This is a genomic window from Klebsiella sp. OBRC7 (assembly GCF_000293135.1).
Lineage (GTDB): Bacteria > Pseudomonadota > Gammaproteobacteria > Enterobacterales > Enterobacteriaceae > Klebsiella > Klebsiella michiganensis.
This window is the reverse complement of record NZ_ALNJ01000146.1, coordinates 80,475-99,476: the sequence shown is the minus strand read 5'-3', so window position 1 is coordinate 99,476 and position 19,002 is coordinate 80,475. Positions and strand designations below refer to the sequence as shown.

The following is a 19,002-nucleotide window of genomic DNA, read 5'->3' as shown; positions in this document are numbered from 1 at the left end:
AGCCGGGCCCTCTATTTGCCAGCCCGGCGGGTGTCGCTGACGCTTAACCTCTGGCGCGTTTCGCCGCCTGATGGCCCGCGAGGGTCCCGAAGATAATGATATCGGCCACCGCGTTACCGCCGATGCGGTTACCGCCGTGAATGCCGCCCACCACTTCGCCCGCGGCAAAAGCGCCCGCAATCACCTGGTGACTGGCATTCAGCACCGCGGTATCGGTGTTAATGGTCACGCCGCCCATCGTGTGGTGAACCCCCGGGGCGATACGAATCGCATGGTAAGGGCCTTCATTGATTGGCGCACGCAGCGCGGTGGTACGGCCAAAGTCATCGTCATGCTGTTTTTCAACAAAGCCGTTGTAGCGTTCCAGCGTATTGAGAAAAGCATGGTAATCCATCCCCAGTTTCTCCGCCAGCTGACGCGGCGAGCTGGCGCTGGTGACGAAACCTTTAGCGATGTACTCATCGGCGGCTTTGTTTTTCGCCCGGACGTGCTCGTCAAAGACGATATAGGCGAAATGCTCAGGCAGCGCGATAATCGCGGCGGAAACCTTATCGCGGGTCTCCATTTCGTTGAAGAAGCGGTTGCCCTGCGGGTTCACCAGTATCGCCCCGCCGCCGCGAATCGACTCGGAGATCAGGTACGAGGTTTGCTGCTCGACGGTTGGGTGAATCTGAATTTCACCCATATCCACGGTGCCCGCGCCGATGCGTTCAAGCAGCGCGATACCGCCGCCGGTCGCCCCTTTATGGTTGGTGGTCACAAAGCCCGCCAGATCCGGGCGGTATTTCACCACCATCGCGCTGTTGGCGCTGAAGCCGCCGGTAGCCACCACGATGCTCTTCGTCTGTACCACAACGGATTCGTTTTCATCGGTGAGCAGGCGTACGCCGCTCACCTCATCGTCGGTCATCAGGATCTCTTCCACCGACGTATCCAGCAGGACATCAATACCGCGTTTGGTGATGTTACGCACCAGGCCGCTGATCAGGTAGCCGCCGACCGCCGACCCGTCGCGCGGACGGTGGGTGCGGTCGATGCTCATCCCGCCGGTAGTGGTGATATCGTTAAGCATAATGCCGCGACGCGCCAGCCACTCAATGGCTTCCGGCGCATTCTCCACGAAGCGGCGCAGCAGCTGCGGGTCGTTTTTGCTCTTACCGCCTTTCAGCGTTTCCTGGTAAAACAGCTCTTTGCTGTCTTCAATACCTTTCACGCGCTGGAAGCGGGTCTCTGCGGCGTTCATCCCGGCAGAAGCTTTAATCGTGTTACCGCCGATGGTCGGCATTTTTTCAACGATCAGAACGCTCGCGCCCTCATCGTGCGCCTGAATCGCGGCCGCCAGACCGGCTCCGCCGCTGCCCACCACCACCACATCGTAGCTTTTCGGCGCCGCATCGCCCGCGCCCTCTTCGGCGGCCAGCGCTTTACTGGACTTCAGCATCGCTTTGGAAACCGCCTTTTTCACCGCTTCGCTCTGGCTGGTTGCGCCGGAAATCGCATCCACGTGCGGGGTGTTGGCGCTGAGGATCCGCTCGCGGATCTCTTCAAAGCTGGTGGTGAACTCGACGGTCTGTACCGGGCTTGCCGCCAGTGCGATATCGGCAATGCGGTCGTTTTCCAGGCTGACGTTGATCACCAGCTCGTTAGCGTCGTCCTGAACGGTTTCGACGAACATCCCCGGTTTGAATTTGGCGTCGCCCATGCTCATATCGCGGATCATCGCCTCCACCAGCGAGAAGCGCCACAGCGGCTCCGGGATGTTCAGCGCTTCGCGCTGGGTGCTGTCAATAAACAGCTCCAGCTCTTCGCCGGCAGCAATGCGCGCCGTCCAGTCAGGATACGCGATACAGGCGCGGCCCACCGCCATCAAGTCGTAGCCGTGATCCAGACCCTGCTCGGCATCGGCCGCGTTCACTACCCCGCCCACGCCCATCACCGGCACCTGAGCCAGGGTTTCAGAGCGCATGGCGCAATATTTTTCAATCAGCGGCGTGGGATCGGTGGTATCGACAATCGAGGGTCGCAACGTGGCGCCAACCGAGAAGTGGAGATAGTCGACGCCGCGGGCGGCCAGCTTTTCCAGCAGATACATGGTGTCAGCAAAACGGATACCGGGGACTTCCATCTCTTCCGGGGAGAAGCGGTAGCCGATAATAAAGGCATCGTCGGCGTACTGGCGGGCCATTTTGTGGGTGATGTCCAGTACCGCCAGCGGGAATTTCGCGCGATTATCGCGGCTGCCGCCCCATTCATCGTCGCGCTGGTTAGAGTTTGGCGAATAAAACTGCTGGATCAGATAGGTGTTCGCGCCGTGAATCTCGACGCCATCGAAACCGGCCTGAATGGCGCGGCGTACGCCTTCGCCAAACTTCGCGATCATGCCCTCGACTTCAGCACCGCTCAGCGCGCGGGGGGTTGCTGCGCCATCGCGCGGCGCGGCAATCGCGCTCGGGGCCACCGGCTGGCGTCCGCCGATAAGCTGCGGATCGACCATCCGGCCGCCGTGGTAGATCTGCAGAATCGCTTTTGACCCTTCCGCCTTGATGGCGGCGGCAATTTTCGCCAGGCCAGCCACTTTTTCATCATTATCGATACCGATGGCGCCGGGGAACGCCAGACCGTAGTCATCAATAAAGCAGCATTCAACGATAATGGTGCCGATACTGCCTGCGCGAGCGCGGTAGTACTCAACCAGTTCGCTGGTCACGGTACCGTCAAAATAACCGGTGCAGGTGGTCATCGGCGCCATTAACAGGCGGTTTTTAAGCTCAGTACCGTTCGGTAAAGTAAAAGGACGCAAAATTCGTGGATGACTGGTCATAATGACGCTCCAGATTTTAAATATTGAAAATTGAGAATTGGGTGACGGAATTGTTTTTGTTTGTATTTGGTAATCCCTTAAGTCATGCCAATAATATAGCGCTTTTTTTAGTTACCAAAATAATTACGTTAGTTAAAAAACTATTTAATACCAACAATAACATCGATACCTCCTTTGTATTATTAATTAAATATAATTCGTTCACATAGTGGATATAACCAATAACAAACCGGAAACCATTTTTAACATGTGCCGCCAGGAAGATATCAAAATAAAATGATAAAATTCAATAATATAAATAAATTATCAGTTCATGGAGCCATTCGTGATTTAACATTAAGCCAAATTTCAGACAAATAAACACCTCACTAAACAGGGTTATCCGTAATAATAAAAAAGTGGCTAACAACCCGCTTTTTTTGATCTAAATCAATTGCAACGGCGCATGAAAGCGCAATATATAGATAACCCAATATTTTAATTTAACGCCCAGCGAAGCGCGTTAAATAACGGTCAGCGCAATAACCAAAACCGACAATTAATAATTAAAGAAAGTTTTGCAACTAAAGAAATTGAACGGTTAAGCGATGACGAAGCCCTATTTTTAACTACTTGCAGATACTCATTATGAAAGAGAAAAAGACAACCATACCGCCTGCCGGTGCAGCAACAAATGCTGCTTATAAACGTCTGCTGATGATGGCGATGCCCATTATCGTTGCCGTCTTACTCTTATTCGTCCCGGTGCCCGACGGCCTTCCCCCTTACGCCTGGCACTACTTTGCCATTTTCGTCGGCGTGATCGTCGGTCTGATCTTCGAACCGCTACCCGGCGCGGTCATCGGTATTACCGGCGTGGTGGTGATTGCGCTGTGCAGCCAGTGGCTGCTGTTCAGCCCTGAACAGCTGGCCGCGCCAGGGTTCAAGCTTGCCGGCGCCTCCTTTAAATGGGCGGTGAGCGGTTTCGGTAACTCCACCGTCTGGCTTATCTTCGGCGCCTTTATGTTTGCCGCCGGCTACGATAAGACCCAGTTTGGCCGCCGTCTGGCGCTTATTCTGGTGAAGTACCTCGGCCGCCGCAGCCTGACGCTGGGCTACGCCATCACCTTCGCCGACCTGCTGCTGGCGCCGTTTACCCCCTCCAACACCGCGCGCAGCGGGGGGACTATCTACCCGATTATCGCTAACCTGCCGCCGCTGTACGGCTCTAAGCCCAACGACCCGAGCGCGCGCCGTATCGGCTCCTACCTGATGTGGGTGGCCATTACCGCCGCCTGTATCACCAGCTCAATGTTTCTCTCCGCACTGGCGCCGAACCTGCTGGCGCTGGCGCTGGTGAAAAGCATCGTCGGCATTAATATCTCCTGGGGCACCTGGTTTATCGCCTTCCTGCCGCTGGGTATCCTGCTGATTCTGGCAATGCCGCTGCTGGCCTACTGGTTCTACCCGCCGGAAGTGAAAGTCAACGATGAAGTACCGCTGTGGGCCGCCCGCGAGCTGGAAAAACTTGGCCGCCTGTCGCGCAATGAAATTCTGCTGCTGGTCTTCGTCTGCTTTGCACTGATGATGTGGATCTTCGCCGCCGAATGGATTGAACCGGCGCTGGCCGCCCTGCTGGTTATCGTGCTGATGCTGTGGACCGGCGTACTTTCGTGGAACGATATCACCAGCAACAAAGCGGCATGGAATACCTTTGCCTGGTTCGCGACCCTGGTGGCGCTGGCCGACGGCCTCTCCTCCACCGGTTTTATCGCCTGGCTGGGTAAAGAAGGAGGCGCGCTGATGAGCGGCATCTCCCCGGGCGTCGCGACCGTTGTCCTGCTGCTGGCGTTCTATCTGCTGCACTATCTGTTCGCCAGCACCACCGCGCACACCACCGCGCTGCTGCCGGCCATGCTGACTATCGCCTCCACCATTCCGGGGATGAATATGCAGGTGTTCGTGCTGCTGATGGTGACCTCGCTCGGCGTGATGGGGATTATCACCCCCTACGGTACCGGTCCCAGCCCAATCTACTACGGCAGCGGCTATCTGCCGACCAAAGACTACTGGCGTCTCGGCACGATTTTCGGCGCCATCTTCCTGGCCGCCCTGCTGCTGATTGGCTATCCGTGGATGTCCATGATGTTCTGATTCATAACCGTCGGGCCGAACCCCGGCGGTTTTACTCTTAGGGAGCAAAGCAATGTCGACTAAACCATTTGTCTATCAGGAAGCCTTTCCGCTAGCAAAAGATAAGACTGAATACTATCTGCTGAGCAAAGAGCACGTGTCCGTGGCCGAATTTGAAGGCCAGGAGATCCTCAAAGTAGACCCTCAGGCCCTCACTCTTCTGGCACAGCAGGCCTTCCACGATGCGGCGTTTATGCTGCGCGTTTCCCACCAAAAACAGGTCGCGCAGATCCTCCTCGACCCTGAAGCCAGCGATAACGATAAGTACGTGGCGCTGCAGTTCCTGCGCAACTCTGAAATCGCGGCTAAAGGCGTGCTGCCCACCTGCCAGGATACCGGCACGGCGATTATTATGGGTAAGAAAGGCCAGCGCGTTTGGACCGGCGGCGGTGATGAAGCGGCCCTCGCCCGCGGCGTCTATAACACCTATACCGAGGATAACCTGCGCTATTCGCAGAATGCCGCGCTGGATATGTATAAAGAGGTCAATACCGGGACTAACCTGCCTGCGCAAATCGACCTCTACAGCGTCGACGGCGACGAATATAAATTCCTCTGTATGGCCAAAGGGGGCGGCTCGGCCAACAAAACCTATCTGTATCAGGAAACCAAAGCGTTAATCACTCCGGCGAAGCTGAAAAACTATCTCGTTGAGAAGATGCGCACGCTAGGCACCGCCGCCTGCCCGCCGTACCATATCGCTTTTGTGATTGGCGGTACCTCGGCAGAGGCGACGCTAAAAACGGTGAAGCTGGCCTCTACCCACTATTACGACGAACTGCCGACCGAAGGCAACGAACACGGCCAGGCCTTCCGCGATATTCAGCTGGAGCAGGAACTGCTGGTGGAGGCGCAACACCTCGGTCTCGGCGCACAGTTCGGCGGCAAATACTTCGCCCACGATATCCGCGTCATCCGCCTGCCGCGCCACGGCGCCTCCTGCCCGGTGGGCATGGGTGTCTCCTGCTCGGCGGATCGCAATATCAAAGCCAAAATCAACCGTCACGGCATCTGGATTGAGAAACTGGAGAGCAACCCGGGCCAGTATATTCCCGAGCCTCTGCGCCAGCAGGGCGAAGGCAAGGTCGTCAGCATCGATCTTAATCAGCCGATGAGCGCGATTCTGGCCCAGCTTTCCGCCCATCCGGTCTCGACGCGTCTGACCCTCAACGGCACCATTATTGTGGCCCGCGATATCGCCCACGCGAAGCTGAAGGAGCTTATCGATAACGGTGAGGAACTGCCGCAGTACGTCAAAGATCATCCGATCTACTACGCGGGCCCGGCGAAAACCCCGGAAGGCTATGCGTCCGGCTCCCTTGGCCCGACCACCGCAGGCCGCATGGACTCTTACGTTGACCTGCTGCAATCCCACGGCGCAAGCATGGTGATGCTGGCCAAAGGCAACCGCAGCCAGCAGGTGACCGACGCCTGTCATAAACACGGCGGTTTCTACCTCGGCAGCATCGGCGGCCCGGCAGCGGTGCTGGCACAGCAGAGCATCAAGAGCCTGGAGTGCGTGGCCTATCCTGAACTGGGGATGGAAGCCATCTGGAAAATCGAAGTGGAAAACTTCCCGGCGTTTATTCTGGTGGATGACAAAGGCAATGACTTCTTCCAGCAGATCCAGAATAAGCAGTGCGCAGGCTGTTCGCAGCAAAGAGGATGAGATTACCCGCCCCTGGCGGCGGGTAACCGTCGAAGGCCGTCGCATGACGGCCTGAAATGAGCGACAAACCTGCCGGGTGGCGGCTAAACGGCATCCATCTCGTCAAATACCTGCTGTGCGAGGTGCATCGTGGCGTTGGCGGCGGGCAGGCCGCAGTAGAGCGCGGAGTGCATAATCAGCTCTTTCAGCTCATCGCGGGTGACGCCGTTATTAAACGCCGCGCGCAGATGCATTTTCAACTCAGCTTCCCGGTTCAGGGCAATCAGCATGGCGATGGTGATCATACTGCGGGTATGATGATCGAGCCCCGGTCGGGTCCAGGTTTCTCCCCAGGCGTAGCGGGTAATAAAATCCTGGAACGCTTCGTTGAGCGGCGTCAGCTTTTGCAGCGTCTTATCGACGTGAGCATCGCCGAGCACCTTCCGCCGGACCTCCATTCCCCGCTGATACCGCTGTTTATCGTCCATGCTTTTCCCCCTGAACAAAACCCAGCAGCGCCGAGCTGAACGCCCCCGGCGCTTCGATATTCGATAAATGCGAAGCCGCCAGCACGACGACTTCAGAGACCGGGATCTGCTGATGCAGGAAGTTGGCGTCCGCCACCGTTGTGACAGGGTCACTTTCTCCGGCGACGATCAGCACCGGAATCGCAATCTGCGCGACCTCTCCACGCAGATCGGCGGCGGCCAGCGCTTCGCAGCAGGCCGCATAGCCTTCAGCATCGATATGGGTCAGCTGGTGACACAACGCTTCCACCACTTCCGGCGTCTTCTGACGAAATGCGTGGGTAAACCAGCGGTCCGCGGCGCCTGCGGCGACCACTTCCATCCCTTCCTGACGCACCGTACGGGCGCGCGACAGCCAGCCGGCCTGGTCACCAATACGCGCAGCGGTGTTGGCAACGACCAGCCCCTGAAAACGTTCGGGGGCAAAGCGCCCCAGCCACAGGCCGGTCAGGCCGCCCATTGAAATCCCGCAGAACCAGGCTTTAGCGATATTAAGATGATCGAGCAGCGCAATCACATCTTCGCCGAGCTGCGCCAGCGTCACTTTACCGGTTTTACGGGTGGCGCCATGGCCGTGGGTATCGTAGCGCAGCACGCGAAAATGCTGCGTTAACGCCTCAAGCTGCGGCTGCCACATCGCCCGGGTAGTGCCCAGCGAGTTAGAGAGAACGATGACGGGCGCGTCTTGCGGCCCATCTATCTGATAATCAACATTCATGACGTTGCTCCTTATAGCGCGCCACAACCTGGCGCACGAAGAGTGCTGAGCTGCCGGTCGCCGTTGTCGGGTCCAGCAATTGGGTTAAGCGGCTGGCGGAGAGATGTTCGCTGACCAGCGGATCGGTTTCCAGCACGCTTAACAGCGAACGAGACGCATCCAGCGCCTGGCGACACAGCGCCTCAACCCGGTGATGAGCCTCGGCTTTGCCGACAAACTCCGCCAGCGCCAGAGTGACGGCCTCGGCCATAATCAGGCCATGGGTGATATCGAGGTCGGCGCGCATCTTATGCGGGAAGACCTGCATGTCGCGGACCAGCGCCTCGCTCTGCGCCAGCGTGCCGCCGACGAGAGTTATCAGCTCTGGCAGCGTTTCCCACTCCGCCTGCCAGCCGCCCAGCGCCCGCTCGTGCTGCTGGATCTGCCCGGCATAGAGCGTTGCCACCAGTCCGGGCGTACGCTGGGCGGCGGTCAAAATAGCGGCGCAGGAGATGGGATTGCGTTTGTGCGGCATGGTGGACGATCCGCCGCGCCCTTCGGCGACCGGTTCACCCACCTCTGCAACCTCGGTTTGCATCAGCAGAGAAAAATCATTGGCGAATTTACCCAGCGTGCCGCAGACGCCCGCGTACCATGCCCCCACCTCCAGCAACCGGTCGCGCTGGCTGTGCCACGGCGCATCCGGAAGCTGCAGGTCGAGGGTTTTCGCCAGCGCGCCGGCGATCCGCGGCGCCTGCGTTTTAAGGGAATCGAGGGTGCCCGCCGCGCCGCCAAACTGCAGCGCCAGCACCCTTGAGCGCATCTCTCGCAGACGCACCTGCCAGCGCAGCAGCGCATCCAGCGTCCCGGCCAGTTTCAGACCGAAGGTGACCGGCAGCGCATGCTGCATCCAGGTACGCCCGGGCATCACCGTATCCTGATAGCGCGCCGCCTGATGGGCTAACGCGTCGATCAGTTGCTGCAGCAGGGAGTCCGTTTCCTCCAGCGCGCCGCGCAGTTGCAGGATAAAGCCGGTGTCGATAGCATCCTGGCTGGTCGCCCCCCAGTGTACGTAGCGCGCCGCCGCGTCATCCCGTTGTTTCACCCGCGCGGTCAGCTGTTTGACCAGCGGGATCGCCAGATTCCCGGCGCTGGCGGCGGCCTGCCCCAGCGCGGCAAAGTCGATATTTTCGTGCCGGCAACTCTCGATAATGGGATTAAGCGCCGCCTGCGGCACGAGGCCGCATTCGACCTGAGCGCGAGCCAGCGCGGCTTCAAAATCCAGCATCCCCTGTACCCGCTGCGCATCGCTGAACCAGGCGGTCAGCGGACTGGTGCGCATCATCGGGGTCAACAAACTCATTATGGCTCCTTAAACGCGTTCTATAATCAGCGCGATCCCCTGACCGACGCCGATACACATGGTGCACAGCGCATAGCGCCCGCCGGTACGGCGCAGCTGGTACGCCGCGGTCATTGCCAGACGGCCGCCGGAGGCGCCAAGCGGATGTCCGAGGGCTATCGCGCCGCCGTTAGGGTTGACGTGCGCCGCATCGTCGGGCAGACCCAGATCGCGCGTGACCGCCAGCGCCTGAGCGGCAAAGGCCTCATTCAGTTCAATGACGTCCATCTGCCCAAGCGTTAGCCCGGTTTGCGCCAGCACCTTACGTACCGCCGGCGCCGGGCCAAATCCCATAATACGCGGCGCCACCCCTGCCGTCGCGACGCCCACCACGCGGGCGAGCGGCTGTAAATCATTGGCGGCCAGCGCCTGCTCGCTGGCAAGCAGCAGCGCGCAGGCGCCGTCGTTGACTCCGGAAGCGTTACCTGCCGTCACCGTACCGTCGGCGCGCACCACGCCGCGCAGCCTGGCCAGCGCCTCCGCCGTGGTGCTGCGCGAGTGCTCATCGCGGCTAAAGAGTAGTGGTTCGCCCTTACGCTGCGGCACCGAGACGGCGATCAGCTCGTCGGCAAAGCGTCCGGCCTCCTGCGCCGCCGCCGTACGCAGCTGGCTGCGAAGCGCAAACGTATCCTGGTCCTCCCGCGAAATGGCGAAATCGTCCGCCACGTTTTCCGCCGTTTCCGGCATCGAATCCACGCCGTACAGCGCTTTCATCTGCGGGTTAATGAAGCGCCAGCCGATGGTGGTATCTTCCATCCGCATCGTGCGGCTAAAGGCGCTTTCGGCCTTGCCCATCACAAACGGCGCGCGCGACATGCTCTCCACGCCGCCGGCGATCATCAGCTGAGTTTCGCCGCTTTTAATCGCGCGCGCTGCGATACCGATCGCATCGAGGCTGGAACCGCACAAGCGGTTTACGGTACTGCCCGGTACGCTTTCCGGCAGACCAGCCAGCAGCAGCGCCATGCGCGCGACGTTGCGGTTATCTTCCCCCGCCTGGTTAGCGCAGCCGTAAATCACATCGTCAATACGCGCCGGATCGAGTCCCGGGTTGCGCTCCAGCAGCGCCTTCAGCGGCAGCGCCGCCAGATCGTCGGCGCGCAGGGTGGCCAGGGTACCGCCAAAGCGGCCGAACGGCGTGCGCACCGCATCACAGATAAATGCCTGATTCATCATAGGTTCCTTACGCGCTTTCCGCCAGTTGTGCAAAAGTCAGCGCCACCGGAGTGATGCGCTGCAGTTCCTCAAAAGAGAGGCCGTTGAAGATTTCCCGCACCACCGGGCCGCTTTCGCTGATATCGATAACCGCCAGGTCGGTGTAAATCCGGCTGACGCAGCCGACGCCGGTCAGCGGATAGGTACAGTGCTCTACCAGCTTGCATTCACCATCACGAGTCAGGTGATCCATCATCACGAAGACCTGACGAGCGCCAATGGCCAGATCCATCGCCCCGCCGACGGCAGGAATGGCGTCGGGCGCGCCGGTGCTCCAGTTCGCCAGATCGCCGCTGGCGGAAACCTGATAGGCACCGAGCACGCAGATATCGAGATGGCCGCCGCGCATCATGGCGAAGGAGTCGCCGTGGTGAAAGTAGCAGCCGCCCTGCAGCAGAGTCACATACTCTTTTCCGGCGTTAATCAGCTCCGGGTCCTCTTCGCCAGTCTGCGGCTTTGGCCCCATTCCCAGCAGGCCGTTTTCGCTGTGCAGGAAGATTTCTTTATCGGCAGGAAGGTAGTTGGCGATACGGGTGGGTAAGCCGATCCCCAGGTTGACGTAAGCGCCTTCGGGAATATCGCGGGCTACGCGCTGGGCCATTTCATCGCGAGTCAGTTTTTGCATTACGGGTTCCTCAGGCGCTTTTAGCGGCAATCAGGTTTTCCAGGGAGTAGACGCGCTGAACAAAAATCCCCGGCGTGATGATGCTTTCCGGATCGAGCTCGCCCAAGGGCACCAGCTGCGAAACTTCCACGATGGTGGTTTTGGCGGCGGTCGCCATAATCGGGCCGAAGTTGCGCGCCGCTTTGCGATACACCAGGTTTCCCCAGCGGTCGCCCTGGTGGGCTTTGATCAACGCGAAGTCGGCCCTGATGGGGTATTCAAGCACGTAATGACGCCCGTCGATTTCGCGGGTCTCTTTCCCCTCCGCCAGCGGCGTACCGTAGCCAGTGGGGGTAAACACCGCGCCGAGGCCCGCGCCTGCCGCCTGGATCCGCGCCGCGAGATTCCCCTGCGGTACCAGCTCCAGCTCAACTTTGCCGCGGCGATAAAGGTCATCGAAAATCTGCGAATCAACCTGACGTGGGAACGAACAGATCATTTTTCGCACCCGACCGGCCTTCAGCAGCGCCGCCAGGCCGACTTCGCCGTTGCCCGCATTGTTATTGATAATGGTTAAATCACGGGCCCCCTGTTCTATCAGAGCATCTATCAGGTACGTCGGCTGCCCGGCGGGGCCAAAACCGCCAATCATTATGGTCGCCCCGTCGTGGATCCCGGCGATGGCATCACGTAGCGTCGACACGCTTTTATCAATCATCAGGTCGCTCCTGTATGTGCGGTAATCGCACTTTTATTCGTTGTTCGCACAAAATGTGACCCGCTTAACGATGCTGGTCAAGGGCGATAATCGAAATATGGTGCGATAATCGAACATCGTGTATGTTTAGCGAAAGAATGTGATCGACGGCAAATACGGAGAAGAAAATGGAGAAGCATCCAGATGATTTACTGACGGGCGATAGCGATCCGTTTAAGGGCGATCCGAACTTTATGGCTTCGCTGGCGCGCGGGCTGGAGGTGATCCAGGCGTTTACTCCGCAGCGCCCGCTGCTCTCAATTTCGCAGATCAGCCAAAAGACCGGTATTCCGCGCGCGGCGGTGCGCCGCTGCCTGTATACGCTGAGCAAACTGGGCTTTGTTTACGCCGAAGATGGTAAAAATTTCCAGCTGCGACCGAAAATTCTGGCACTGGGCCACGCCTGGCTTGCTTCCACGCCGCTGGCGCGTTCGGCGCAGCCGGTGCTGAAGCATTTAAGCGAAATGCTCAATGAGTCCTGCTCCATCGCCACTCTCGACGGCGACGACATTCTTTATATCGCTCGCGCGTCCAGTTCACGCATTATGACCATCGATCTCGACATCGGCAGCCGCCTGCCCGCCTGGGCGACCTCCATGGGACGCGTGCTGCTGAGCTATCAGCCGGAGGAGAAGCTGAACGATATGCTGGGCCGGGTCACGATGATTCGCTATACCCCACAAACCGTTGATTCGGTTGCGAAGCTGCGTACCGAACTCAAGCGCGTGCACCAGCAGGGCTACGCGCTTAACGATCAGGAGCTCGAGATGGGGCTGCGCTCGCTGGCGGTGCCGCTGTTTAACCCTCAGGGGCAGATTCAGGCTGCGCTGAACGTCGGCGTACACGCCGGGCAGGTCTCCACGCACGAGATGCTGGAGCGGGTGTTACCCGAGCTACAGAAAGCAGCCCGGGAACTGACGCTGCTGATGCGCTAGCGGCTATGCTTGGCGTGGCGCTCCCAGTTTTCCTGCTTTGCCTCCGCCGATTTCCGCAGGGCCACGTAGCAGGCGCCGCTGCCGCCGTGGTGCGGTAACGCCGCGCAGAACGCCTGGACTTCCGGGAGTTCCACCAGCCAGCGCGCCAGGTAGCTGCGAATAATATTGGCGTGCGCGTTATCGTCGCGCCCTTTGCCATGCACGATCAGCACATTACGCAGCCCCTCTTTTTGCGCCTGGACCACAAAAGCAAACAGATTCTGTCGGCACTTCTCCACCGGCTGGCGCAGCAGATTGAGGCTTGCCTGCTGGCCGTATTTGCCGCGCCGGAGCTTCTCCAGTACGCCGCTTTGCAGACCTTCCCGCTTAAACTCAAGGGCGGTTGCCAGCGGCACAATATCGAGATAGCCGGTGGTCAGAAAGTTATCCAGCTGCAGGGGATCAATCCGCTGCGCGGCGCGAGTATTGCGCGCGGGGTGCCAGTGAACGTCGTGATTATGTTTCAGAGGCTGAACGTCCTCCATGGCGCCAAGGAATAGGGATTTGTCGTCAAGGTTCATGCGCGCTCCTCCAGCTACTACCGGGTGGTTACTATAGCCGTCTCGCGGCGCCTCCTCAACGCGTTTAACCACCTCTGCGCGATTATGGAAACAGTTGTCGGCTCTGACGACGAAACAGCGTAATTAATGACGCGGTTAAGGGCGTTTGCCGCGTATCGCGGCGCTGAATCAGAAAATAGGTGGCTTTAGGTAACGCTTCGCGGATGGGGATCATCACCAGCTTATCCGCCATCATCGGGTCGTTGCCAAGTTCGACCGGCAGAATGCTGAGAAAATCGCTTTTCACCACCAGGCTAATGCACGAAGAGAAGGTCTCACAAACGATATCAACCTTTGGCGCCAGTCCGGCCTGGTTAAACATCTCCTGCAGCTGTTTGAAGTAGCTGCCGCGCGGCGTCGGCATCGTCCAGTGGCGATCGAGCAGCTCGGTCAGTGAAGTGACGTGTGCCGCCGGGTGACCAGCGCGGGCGAATACCGCGAAGGGTTTCTCAAATAGCTTCTCAAAGCTGAATTCATGATCGTAGGGGCCGGGATAGTAAGTATTGATGGTGAAATCCAGCTCACCCTGGCGCAGTTCATTAATCATCGCCAGCAGCTGTCCTTCCATAATCCGCACCTTCACCAGCGGATGCTGCTGATGAAAGCGGCAAATAACCGAAGGCATCAGCGAACGCGCTACGCTGGCGCCAAGGCCGATATTAATCTGCCCGGCCTGCTCGCCCTGACGTTGCAGCAATTCATCCTGCGCTACCCGCAGCTCTTCCAGGATCAGGCTCGCATGTTGATAAAAGCTTTCGCCATTTTCGGTCAGCGCCACCCCCTGGCTACGGCGCACAAATAGCTGCGCGGAGAGCCCCTCTTCCAGCTCTTTAATCGCTTTGGTCAACGCCGGCTGCGAAATCGCCAACGCCCGGCTGGCGCCGCGAATACTTCCTTCGCGCGCGACCTCAACGAAGGCGCGAATGTGGTGAAATTTAATCTGAAATGACATGTTGTGAGTGATAACCAGTGTTTATCAGACAGAAGAAAATGACATCTACTGTAATCGATCGTGCTGTGGCAGGTTAAGGATGAGAGTGCATGAAAGTGATGAGTGATAAGTAAAGGCTATCACTTCGTGAACACCATCACAGTTTTTGCTTATAACGGGAAAGGTTATGCCGCAACTTTATGATTTCATCAACCAGCTGGCGCCAAAAATGACCGAATGGCGTCGCGATTTTCACCTGCATGCGGAATCCGGCTGGCTGGAGTTCCGCACCGCCAGCAAAGTGGCGGAAGTATTAGACGGTCTGGGTTATCAGCTGGCGCTGGGGCGCGACGTTATCGATGCCGATAGCCGTATGGGCCTGCCTGATGAAGAGACCCTGGCGCAGGCGTTCCAGCGCGCCCGCGCGCAGGGTGCGCCTGAACGCTGGCTACCGGCGTTTGAAGGCGGCTTCGCCGGAGTGGTGGCGACCCTCGATACCGGGCGGCCGGGGCCAACGCTGGCGTTTCGCGTCGACATGGATGCGCTCGATCTCAACGAGCTACATGACGATAGTCACCGTCCGCATCGCGATCGTTTCGCCTCCTGCAACGACGGTATGATGCATGCCTGCGGCCACGACGGCCATACCGCGATCGGACTGGGTCTGGCGCACGTGCTGAAGGAGTATGCCGCGCAGCTCAACGGGACGATCAAGCTGATTTTCCAGCCGGCGGAAGAAGGTACCCGCGGCGCGCGCGCTATGGTGACGGCGGGCGTGCTTGATGACGTGGACTATTTCACCGCCATTCATATCGGTACCGGCGTCCCTTCCGGCACCGTCGTCTGCGGCGGCGATAACTTTATGGCCACCACCAAATTCGATGTGCTGTTCAGCGGTGTCGCCGCCCACGCGGGCGGTAAACCGGAAGATGGCCGTAACGCGCTACTGGCGGCGGCCCAGGCCGCCCTTGCCCTGCACGCCATCGCGCCCCACAGCGCCGGGGCGTCAAGGGTTAACGTCGGCGTCATGCAGGCCGGTACCGGGCGTAACGTGGTTCCTTCTTCCGCGCGATTAAAAGTCGAAACCCGTGGCGAAACCGATGTCATTAACCAGTACGTCTTTGAGCGGGCCAAACAGGCGATCGCCGGCGCGGCGACCATGTATGAAGCCCGTTACCAGCTGCAGCTGATGGGCGCGGCCACCTCCAGCGCCCCGTCACCGGCGTGGGTGGACTATCTGCGCCAGCAGACGGCCCAGGTCCCCGGCGTTAAACAGGCTGTCGATCGTATCGCTGCCCCGGCGGGTTCCGAGGATGCCACTCTGATGATGGCCCGGGTCCAGGAGCGCGGCGGTCTCGCCTCATACATGATATTCGGCACGGAGCTGAGCGCCGGTCACCACAATGAAAAATTCGATTTCGACGAGAACGTGATGACCCTGGCCGTTGAAACGTTAGCACGCGTCGCCCTGAACTTTCCCTGGCAGCGAGGTGTGTAATGGAACACGTTTATCAATTTGTCGATGACGTTATTGAGGGACGGCGCAACGATTTTTGCGCCATTGCCGATGATATCTGGGACCATCCGGAAACCCGCTTTCAGGAATTCTGGTCCGCTGCGCGTTTGGCCGATGCGCTGGAAGCGGAAGGCTTTCAATTGACCCGCAATGCCGGCGGGATCCCCAACGCCTTTATCGCCAGCTTCGGCGCGGGCCAACCGGTGATTGCCCTCCTCGGCGAATTTGACGCCCTGGCGGGGCTCAGCCAGCAGGCCCACTGCGCGGAACCCGCGTCTTCGACACCGGGAGAAAACGGCCATGGGTGCGGGCATAATCTGCTTGGTACGGCGGCGTTCGCCGCCGCGCTCGCCGCCAGGAACTGGCTGCAGCAACAGGGTGGCGCCGGCACGCTTCGCTTCTATGGCTGTCCCGGCGAGGAAGGCGGCTCGGGGAAAACCTTCATGGTCCGCGAGGGGTTATTCGATGACATCGATGCCGCCCTGACCTGGCATCCGGAAGCCTGGGCCGGGATGTTCAGCACCCGTACCCTTGCCAACATTCAGGCGGCGTGGCGGTTTACCGGCACTGCGGCGCACGCGGCAAACTCGCCGCATTTGGGCCGCAGCGCGCTGGATGCCGTGACGCTGATGACCACCGGCAGCAACTTCCTTAACGAACATATTATCGAAAAGGCGCGGGTGCACTACGCCATCACCGATACCGGCGGCGTCTCCCCCAACGTTGTCCAGGCGCAGGCGGAGGTGCTGTATCTCATTCGCGCGCCGGAAATGGCCGATGCGCAGCAAATCTTCGCCCGGATCGAGAAAATCGCCCAGGGCGCGGCGTTGATGACCGAGACCCGCGTCAGCTGTCGCTTCGAAAAAGCCTGTTCCAGCTATCTGCCCAACCGCACGCTGGAAGCGGCGATGTATCAGGCGGTTTGCCATTACGGCACGCCGCCCTGGAGCGCGGAAGAGCGCGCATTCGCCGCCGAAATTCGCGCAACCTTGAGCGCGAACGATATCAATAACAGCCTGAAAAACATTGCCGACACCGGCGGCGAGGACGGGAAAGCGTTCGCCCGCCGCCACCGCGAAACGCGCCTGATCGATGAAGTGGCGCCGTGGGCGGCAACGGACAACATCCTTGTGGGCTCTACCGACGTCGGCGACGTAAGCCGGAAGGCCCCCGTGGCCCAGTGCTTCAGCCCCTGTTTTGCCGTCGGGACCCCGCTTCACTCCTGGCAACTGGTGAGCCAGGGCAGAACCTCCATCGCCCACAAAGGGATGCTGCTGGCGGGGAAAGTGCTGGGCGCGACGGCCATTCGTCTGTTCAGCGACAGGGCGTTACTGACCGCCAGCCAGCAGGAACTGGCCCAGGTCTTAGCCGAAAGGCCTTACCGGTGCCCCATTCCAAAGGAGGTCAAGCCTTCGATTTTAAAATAATAAAAGCCCCGTGGATGGAGTACGGCAACGCGGTAATCGCCAAAAAAACAACGGCTGACACGCCCTGGGGTAAAGAGACAACCAACACAACAACGACAACTGAGGAACGCCCATGAGTATGTCATCCATACCGTCGCCTTCCCCCACCGGTAAGCTTTATGGCTGGGTTGAAAAAATAGGTAACAAGGTCCCGCATCCGTTTTTACTGTTTATCTATCTGATTGTGGCGTTAATGGTCGCCACCGCCATCCTGTCGGCGCTGAACGTCGGGGTACATAACCCCACCGACGGCTCGCGAGTGGTGGTGAAAAATTTGCTTAGCGTTGAAGGATTGCACTGGTTTTTGCCGAACGTCATTAAGAACTTCAGCGGTTTCGCGCCGCTGGGGGCCATTCTGGCTCTGGTGCTGGGGGCCGGTTTTGCGGAACGAGTGGGCCTGCTGCCTTCGCTGATGGTGAAAATGTCATCCCACGTTAGCGCCCGTTACGCCAGCTATATGGTGCTGTTTATCGCCTTCTTTAGCCACATCTCTTCCGATGCCGCGCTGGTGATTATGCCGCCGCTAGGCGCCCTGATGTTCCTCGCCGTCGGCCGCCACCCGGTTGCCGGGCTGCTGGCGGCTATCGCTGGCGTCGGCTGCGGCTTCACGGCCAATCTTCTCATCGTCACCACCGATGTCCTGCTCTCTGGCATCAGCACCGAAGCGGCAAAAACCCTTGACGCCTCACTTCACGTCAGCGTGATTGATAACTGGTATTTTATGGCAACCTCAGTGATCGTTCTCACGCTGGTTGGCGGATTGATTACCGATAAACTGGTGGAGCCGCGATTAGGGCGATGGCAAGGCAACAGCGATGAAACGCTGCAGACGTTGACGCCGGAACAGCGCTTCGGCCTGCGCGTGGCCGGCGTGGCCGCGCTGTTATTCGTGGCGGCGATCGCGCTGATGGTCGTGCCGGAAAACGGTATCCTGCGCGATCCCATCAAGCATACCGTGATGCCTTCGCCGTTTATAAAAGGGATCGTCCCGCTCATTATCTTTTTCTTCTTCGTCGTTTCACTGGCCTACGGCATCGCCACCGGCAAAATTCGCCGCCAGGCCGATCTGCCTCAGCTAATGATTGAGCCGATGAAAGAGATGGCAGGTTTTATCGTGATGGTCTTCCCGCTGGCCCAGTTCGTCGCCATGTTCAACTGGAGCAATATGGGCAAATTTATGGCCGTCGGCTTAACGGATCTGCTGGAGAGCGCGGGAATGAATGGCGTACCGGCGTTTGTCGGCCTGGCGCTGCTCTCCGCCTTTTTGTGTATGTTTATCGCCAGCGGTTCGGCAATCTGGTCGATTCTGGCGCCGATCTTCGTGCCGATGTTTATGCTGCTGGGCTTTCACCCGGCATTCGCGCAGATTCTGTTTCGCATCGCCGACTCATCGGTGCTGCCGCTGGCGCCGGTATCGCCGTTTGTGCCGCTATTTCTCGGCTTCTTACAGCGCTACCGGCCCGACGCTAAGCTGGGAACCTACTACTCGCTGGTCTTGCCTTATCCATTAATATTCCTTGCCGTCTGGCTACTGCTGCTGGTTGGCTGGTACCTACTGGGTCTGCCCATCGGACCGGGTATTTATCCGCGATTACCTTAACGTCGCGACAGGCCAGGGAAGGCCACAAAAACGTTAACGCCAGGTCGTGCGATTACTGATGACTTTATACAGTCCTTCAATCGCCAAAGCGATCAGATGAATTACTAAGCCG

15 protein-coding genes are annotated in these 19,002 nt (G+C 59.1%); 6 read left to right on the top strand and 9 right to left on the bottom strand.

Annotated features, from left to right (window positions below):
* Positions 1–43 precede the first annotated feature (43 nt).
* Positions 44–2,821 carry a flavocytochrome c gene (locus HMPREF1144_RS28150; protein ID WP_004851324.1) on the bottom strand — a complete coding sequence of 926 codons (2,778 nt, stop codon included), beginning with the start codon at positions 2,819–2,821 and terminating at the stop codon, positions 44–46.
* A 627-nt stretch (positions 2,822–3,448) separates the two neighbouring features.
* Between HMPREF1144_RS28150 and HMPREF1144_RS28145 the strand changes: the two genes are divergently transcribed.
* On the top strand, positions 3,449–4,954 hold the full coding sequence (locus tag HMPREF1144_RS28145) for an anion permease (protein WP_004851326.1): 1,506 nt from the start codon (positions 3,449–3,451) through the stop codon (positions 4,952–4,954).
* Between the two features lie 52 nt (positions 4,955–5,006).
* The gene (gene fumA, locus HMPREF1144_RS28140) at positions 5,007–6,662 is read left to right on the top strand and encodes a class I fumarate hydratase FumA (protein WP_009654749.1); all 1,656 of its coding nucleotides are present in this window, start codon (positions 5,007–5,009) and stop codon (positions 6,660–6,662) included.
* A gap of 83 nt (positions 6,663–6,745) precedes the next feature.
* Here the strand turns inward: fumA and pcaC are convergent, their stop codons facing one another.
* From pcaC to HMPREF1144_RS28110, 6 genes are read right to left on the bottom strand one after another with little or no spacing between them, the layout of a single operon-like run.
* Entirely contained in the window at positions 6,746–7,129 is a 384-nt protein-coding gene (gene pcaC, locus HMPREF1144_RS28135; RefSeq protein ID WP_004851330.1) for a 4-carboxymuconolactone decarboxylase, read from the bottom strand.
* A complete protein-coding gene (pcaD, locus tag HMPREF1144_RS28130) occupies positions 7,119–7,886 on the bottom strand; it encodes a 3-oxoadipate enol-lactonase (protein WP_004851332.1) in 768 nt (255 codons plus the stop codon). Before pcaD ends, pcaC begins: the two co-directional genes overlap by 11 nt.
* The gene (locus tag HMPREF1144_RS28125) at positions 7,876–9,228 is read right to left on the bottom strand and encodes a 3-carboxy-cis,cis-muconate cycloisomerase (RefSeq protein ID WP_009654793.1); all 1,353 of its coding nucleotides are present in this window, start codon (positions 9,226–9,228) and stop codon (positions 7,876–7,878) included. Before HMPREF1144_RS28125 ends, pcaD begins: the two co-directional genes overlap by 11 nt.
* A gap of 9 nt (positions 9,229–9,237) precedes the next feature.
* Entirely contained in the window at positions 9,238–10,440 is a 1,203-nt protein-coding gene (pcaF, locus tag HMPREF1144_RS28120) for a 3-oxoadipyl-CoA thiolase (protein WP_009654723.1), read from the bottom strand.
* A gap of 10 nt (positions 10,441–10,450) precedes the next feature.
* Positions 10,451–11,107, bottom strand: coding sequence for a 3-oxoacid CoA-transferase subunit B (locus tag HMPREF1144_RS28115; protein ID WP_009654700.1), 657 nt, complete (start codon positions 11,105–11,107; stop codon positions 10,451–10,453).
* 10 nt (positions 11,108–11,117) lie between these two features.
* Positions 11,118–11,804 (bottom strand): 3-oxoacid CoA-transferase subunit A, encoded by a 687-nt coding sequence (locus tag HMPREF1144_RS28110; protein WP_004851341.1) that lies wholly within the window; start codon positions 11,802–11,804, stop codon positions 11,118–11,120.
* Between the two features lie 167 nt (positions 11,805–11,971).
* Between HMPREF1144_RS28110 and HMPREF1144_RS28105 the strand changes: the two genes are divergently transcribed.
* Positions 11,972–12,778: an IclR family transcriptional regulator C-terminal domain-containing protein gene (locus tag HMPREF1144_RS28105; RefSeq protein WP_004851343.1), complete on the top strand. Its 807-nt coding sequence runs from the start codon at positions 11,972–11,974 to the stop codon at positions 12,776–12,778.
* On the opposite strand, the gene smrA is transcribed toward HMPREF1144_RS28105, so the two are convergent.
* Positions 12,775–13,338: a DNA endonuclease SmrA gene (gene smrA / locus HMPREF1144_RS28100; RefSeq protein ID WP_004851345.1), complete on the bottom strand. Its 564-nt coding sequence runs from the start codon at positions 13,336–13,338 to the stop codon at positions 12,775–12,777. The two genes, HMPREF1144_RS28105 and smrA, sit on opposite strands and share 4 nt — an antisense overlap.
* An 82-nt stretch (positions 13,339–13,420) precedes the next feature.
* On the bottom strand, positions 13,421–14,329 hold the full coding sequence (locus HMPREF1144_RS28095) for a LysR family transcriptional regulator (protein WP_004851348.1): 909 nt from the start codon (positions 14,327–14,329) through the stop codon (positions 13,421–13,423).
* 166 nt (positions 14,330–14,495) lie between these two features.
* Here HMPREF1144_RS28095 and HMPREF1144_RS28090 point away from each other — a divergent pair, with 166 nt between their 5' ends.
* From HMPREF1144_RS28090 to abgT, 3 genes are all read left to right on the top strand, one after another.
* Positions 14,496–15,806 (top strand): M20 family metallo-hydrolase, encoded by a 1,311-nt coding sequence (locus HMPREF1144_RS28090; protein ID WP_004851350.1) that lies wholly within the window; start codon positions 14,496–14,498, stop codon positions 15,804–15,806.
* Positions 15,806–17,251: a M20 family metallopeptidase gene (locus tag HMPREF1144_RS28085; protein WP_009654695.1), complete on the top strand. Its 1,446-nt coding sequence runs from the start codon at positions 15,806–15,808 to the stop codon at positions 17,249–17,251. Before HMPREF1144_RS28090 ends, HMPREF1144_RS28085 begins: the two co-directional genes overlap by 1 nt.
* 112 nt (positions 17,252–17,363) lie before the next feature.
* Complete coding sequence (abgT, locus tag HMPREF1144_RS28080; RefSeq protein WP_009654727.1) at positions 17,364–18,890, top strand: p-aminobenzoyl-glutamate transporter; 1,527 nt, start codon at positions 17,364–17,366, stop codon at positions 18,888–18,890.
* Positions 18,891–19,002 lie beyond the last annotated feature (112 nt).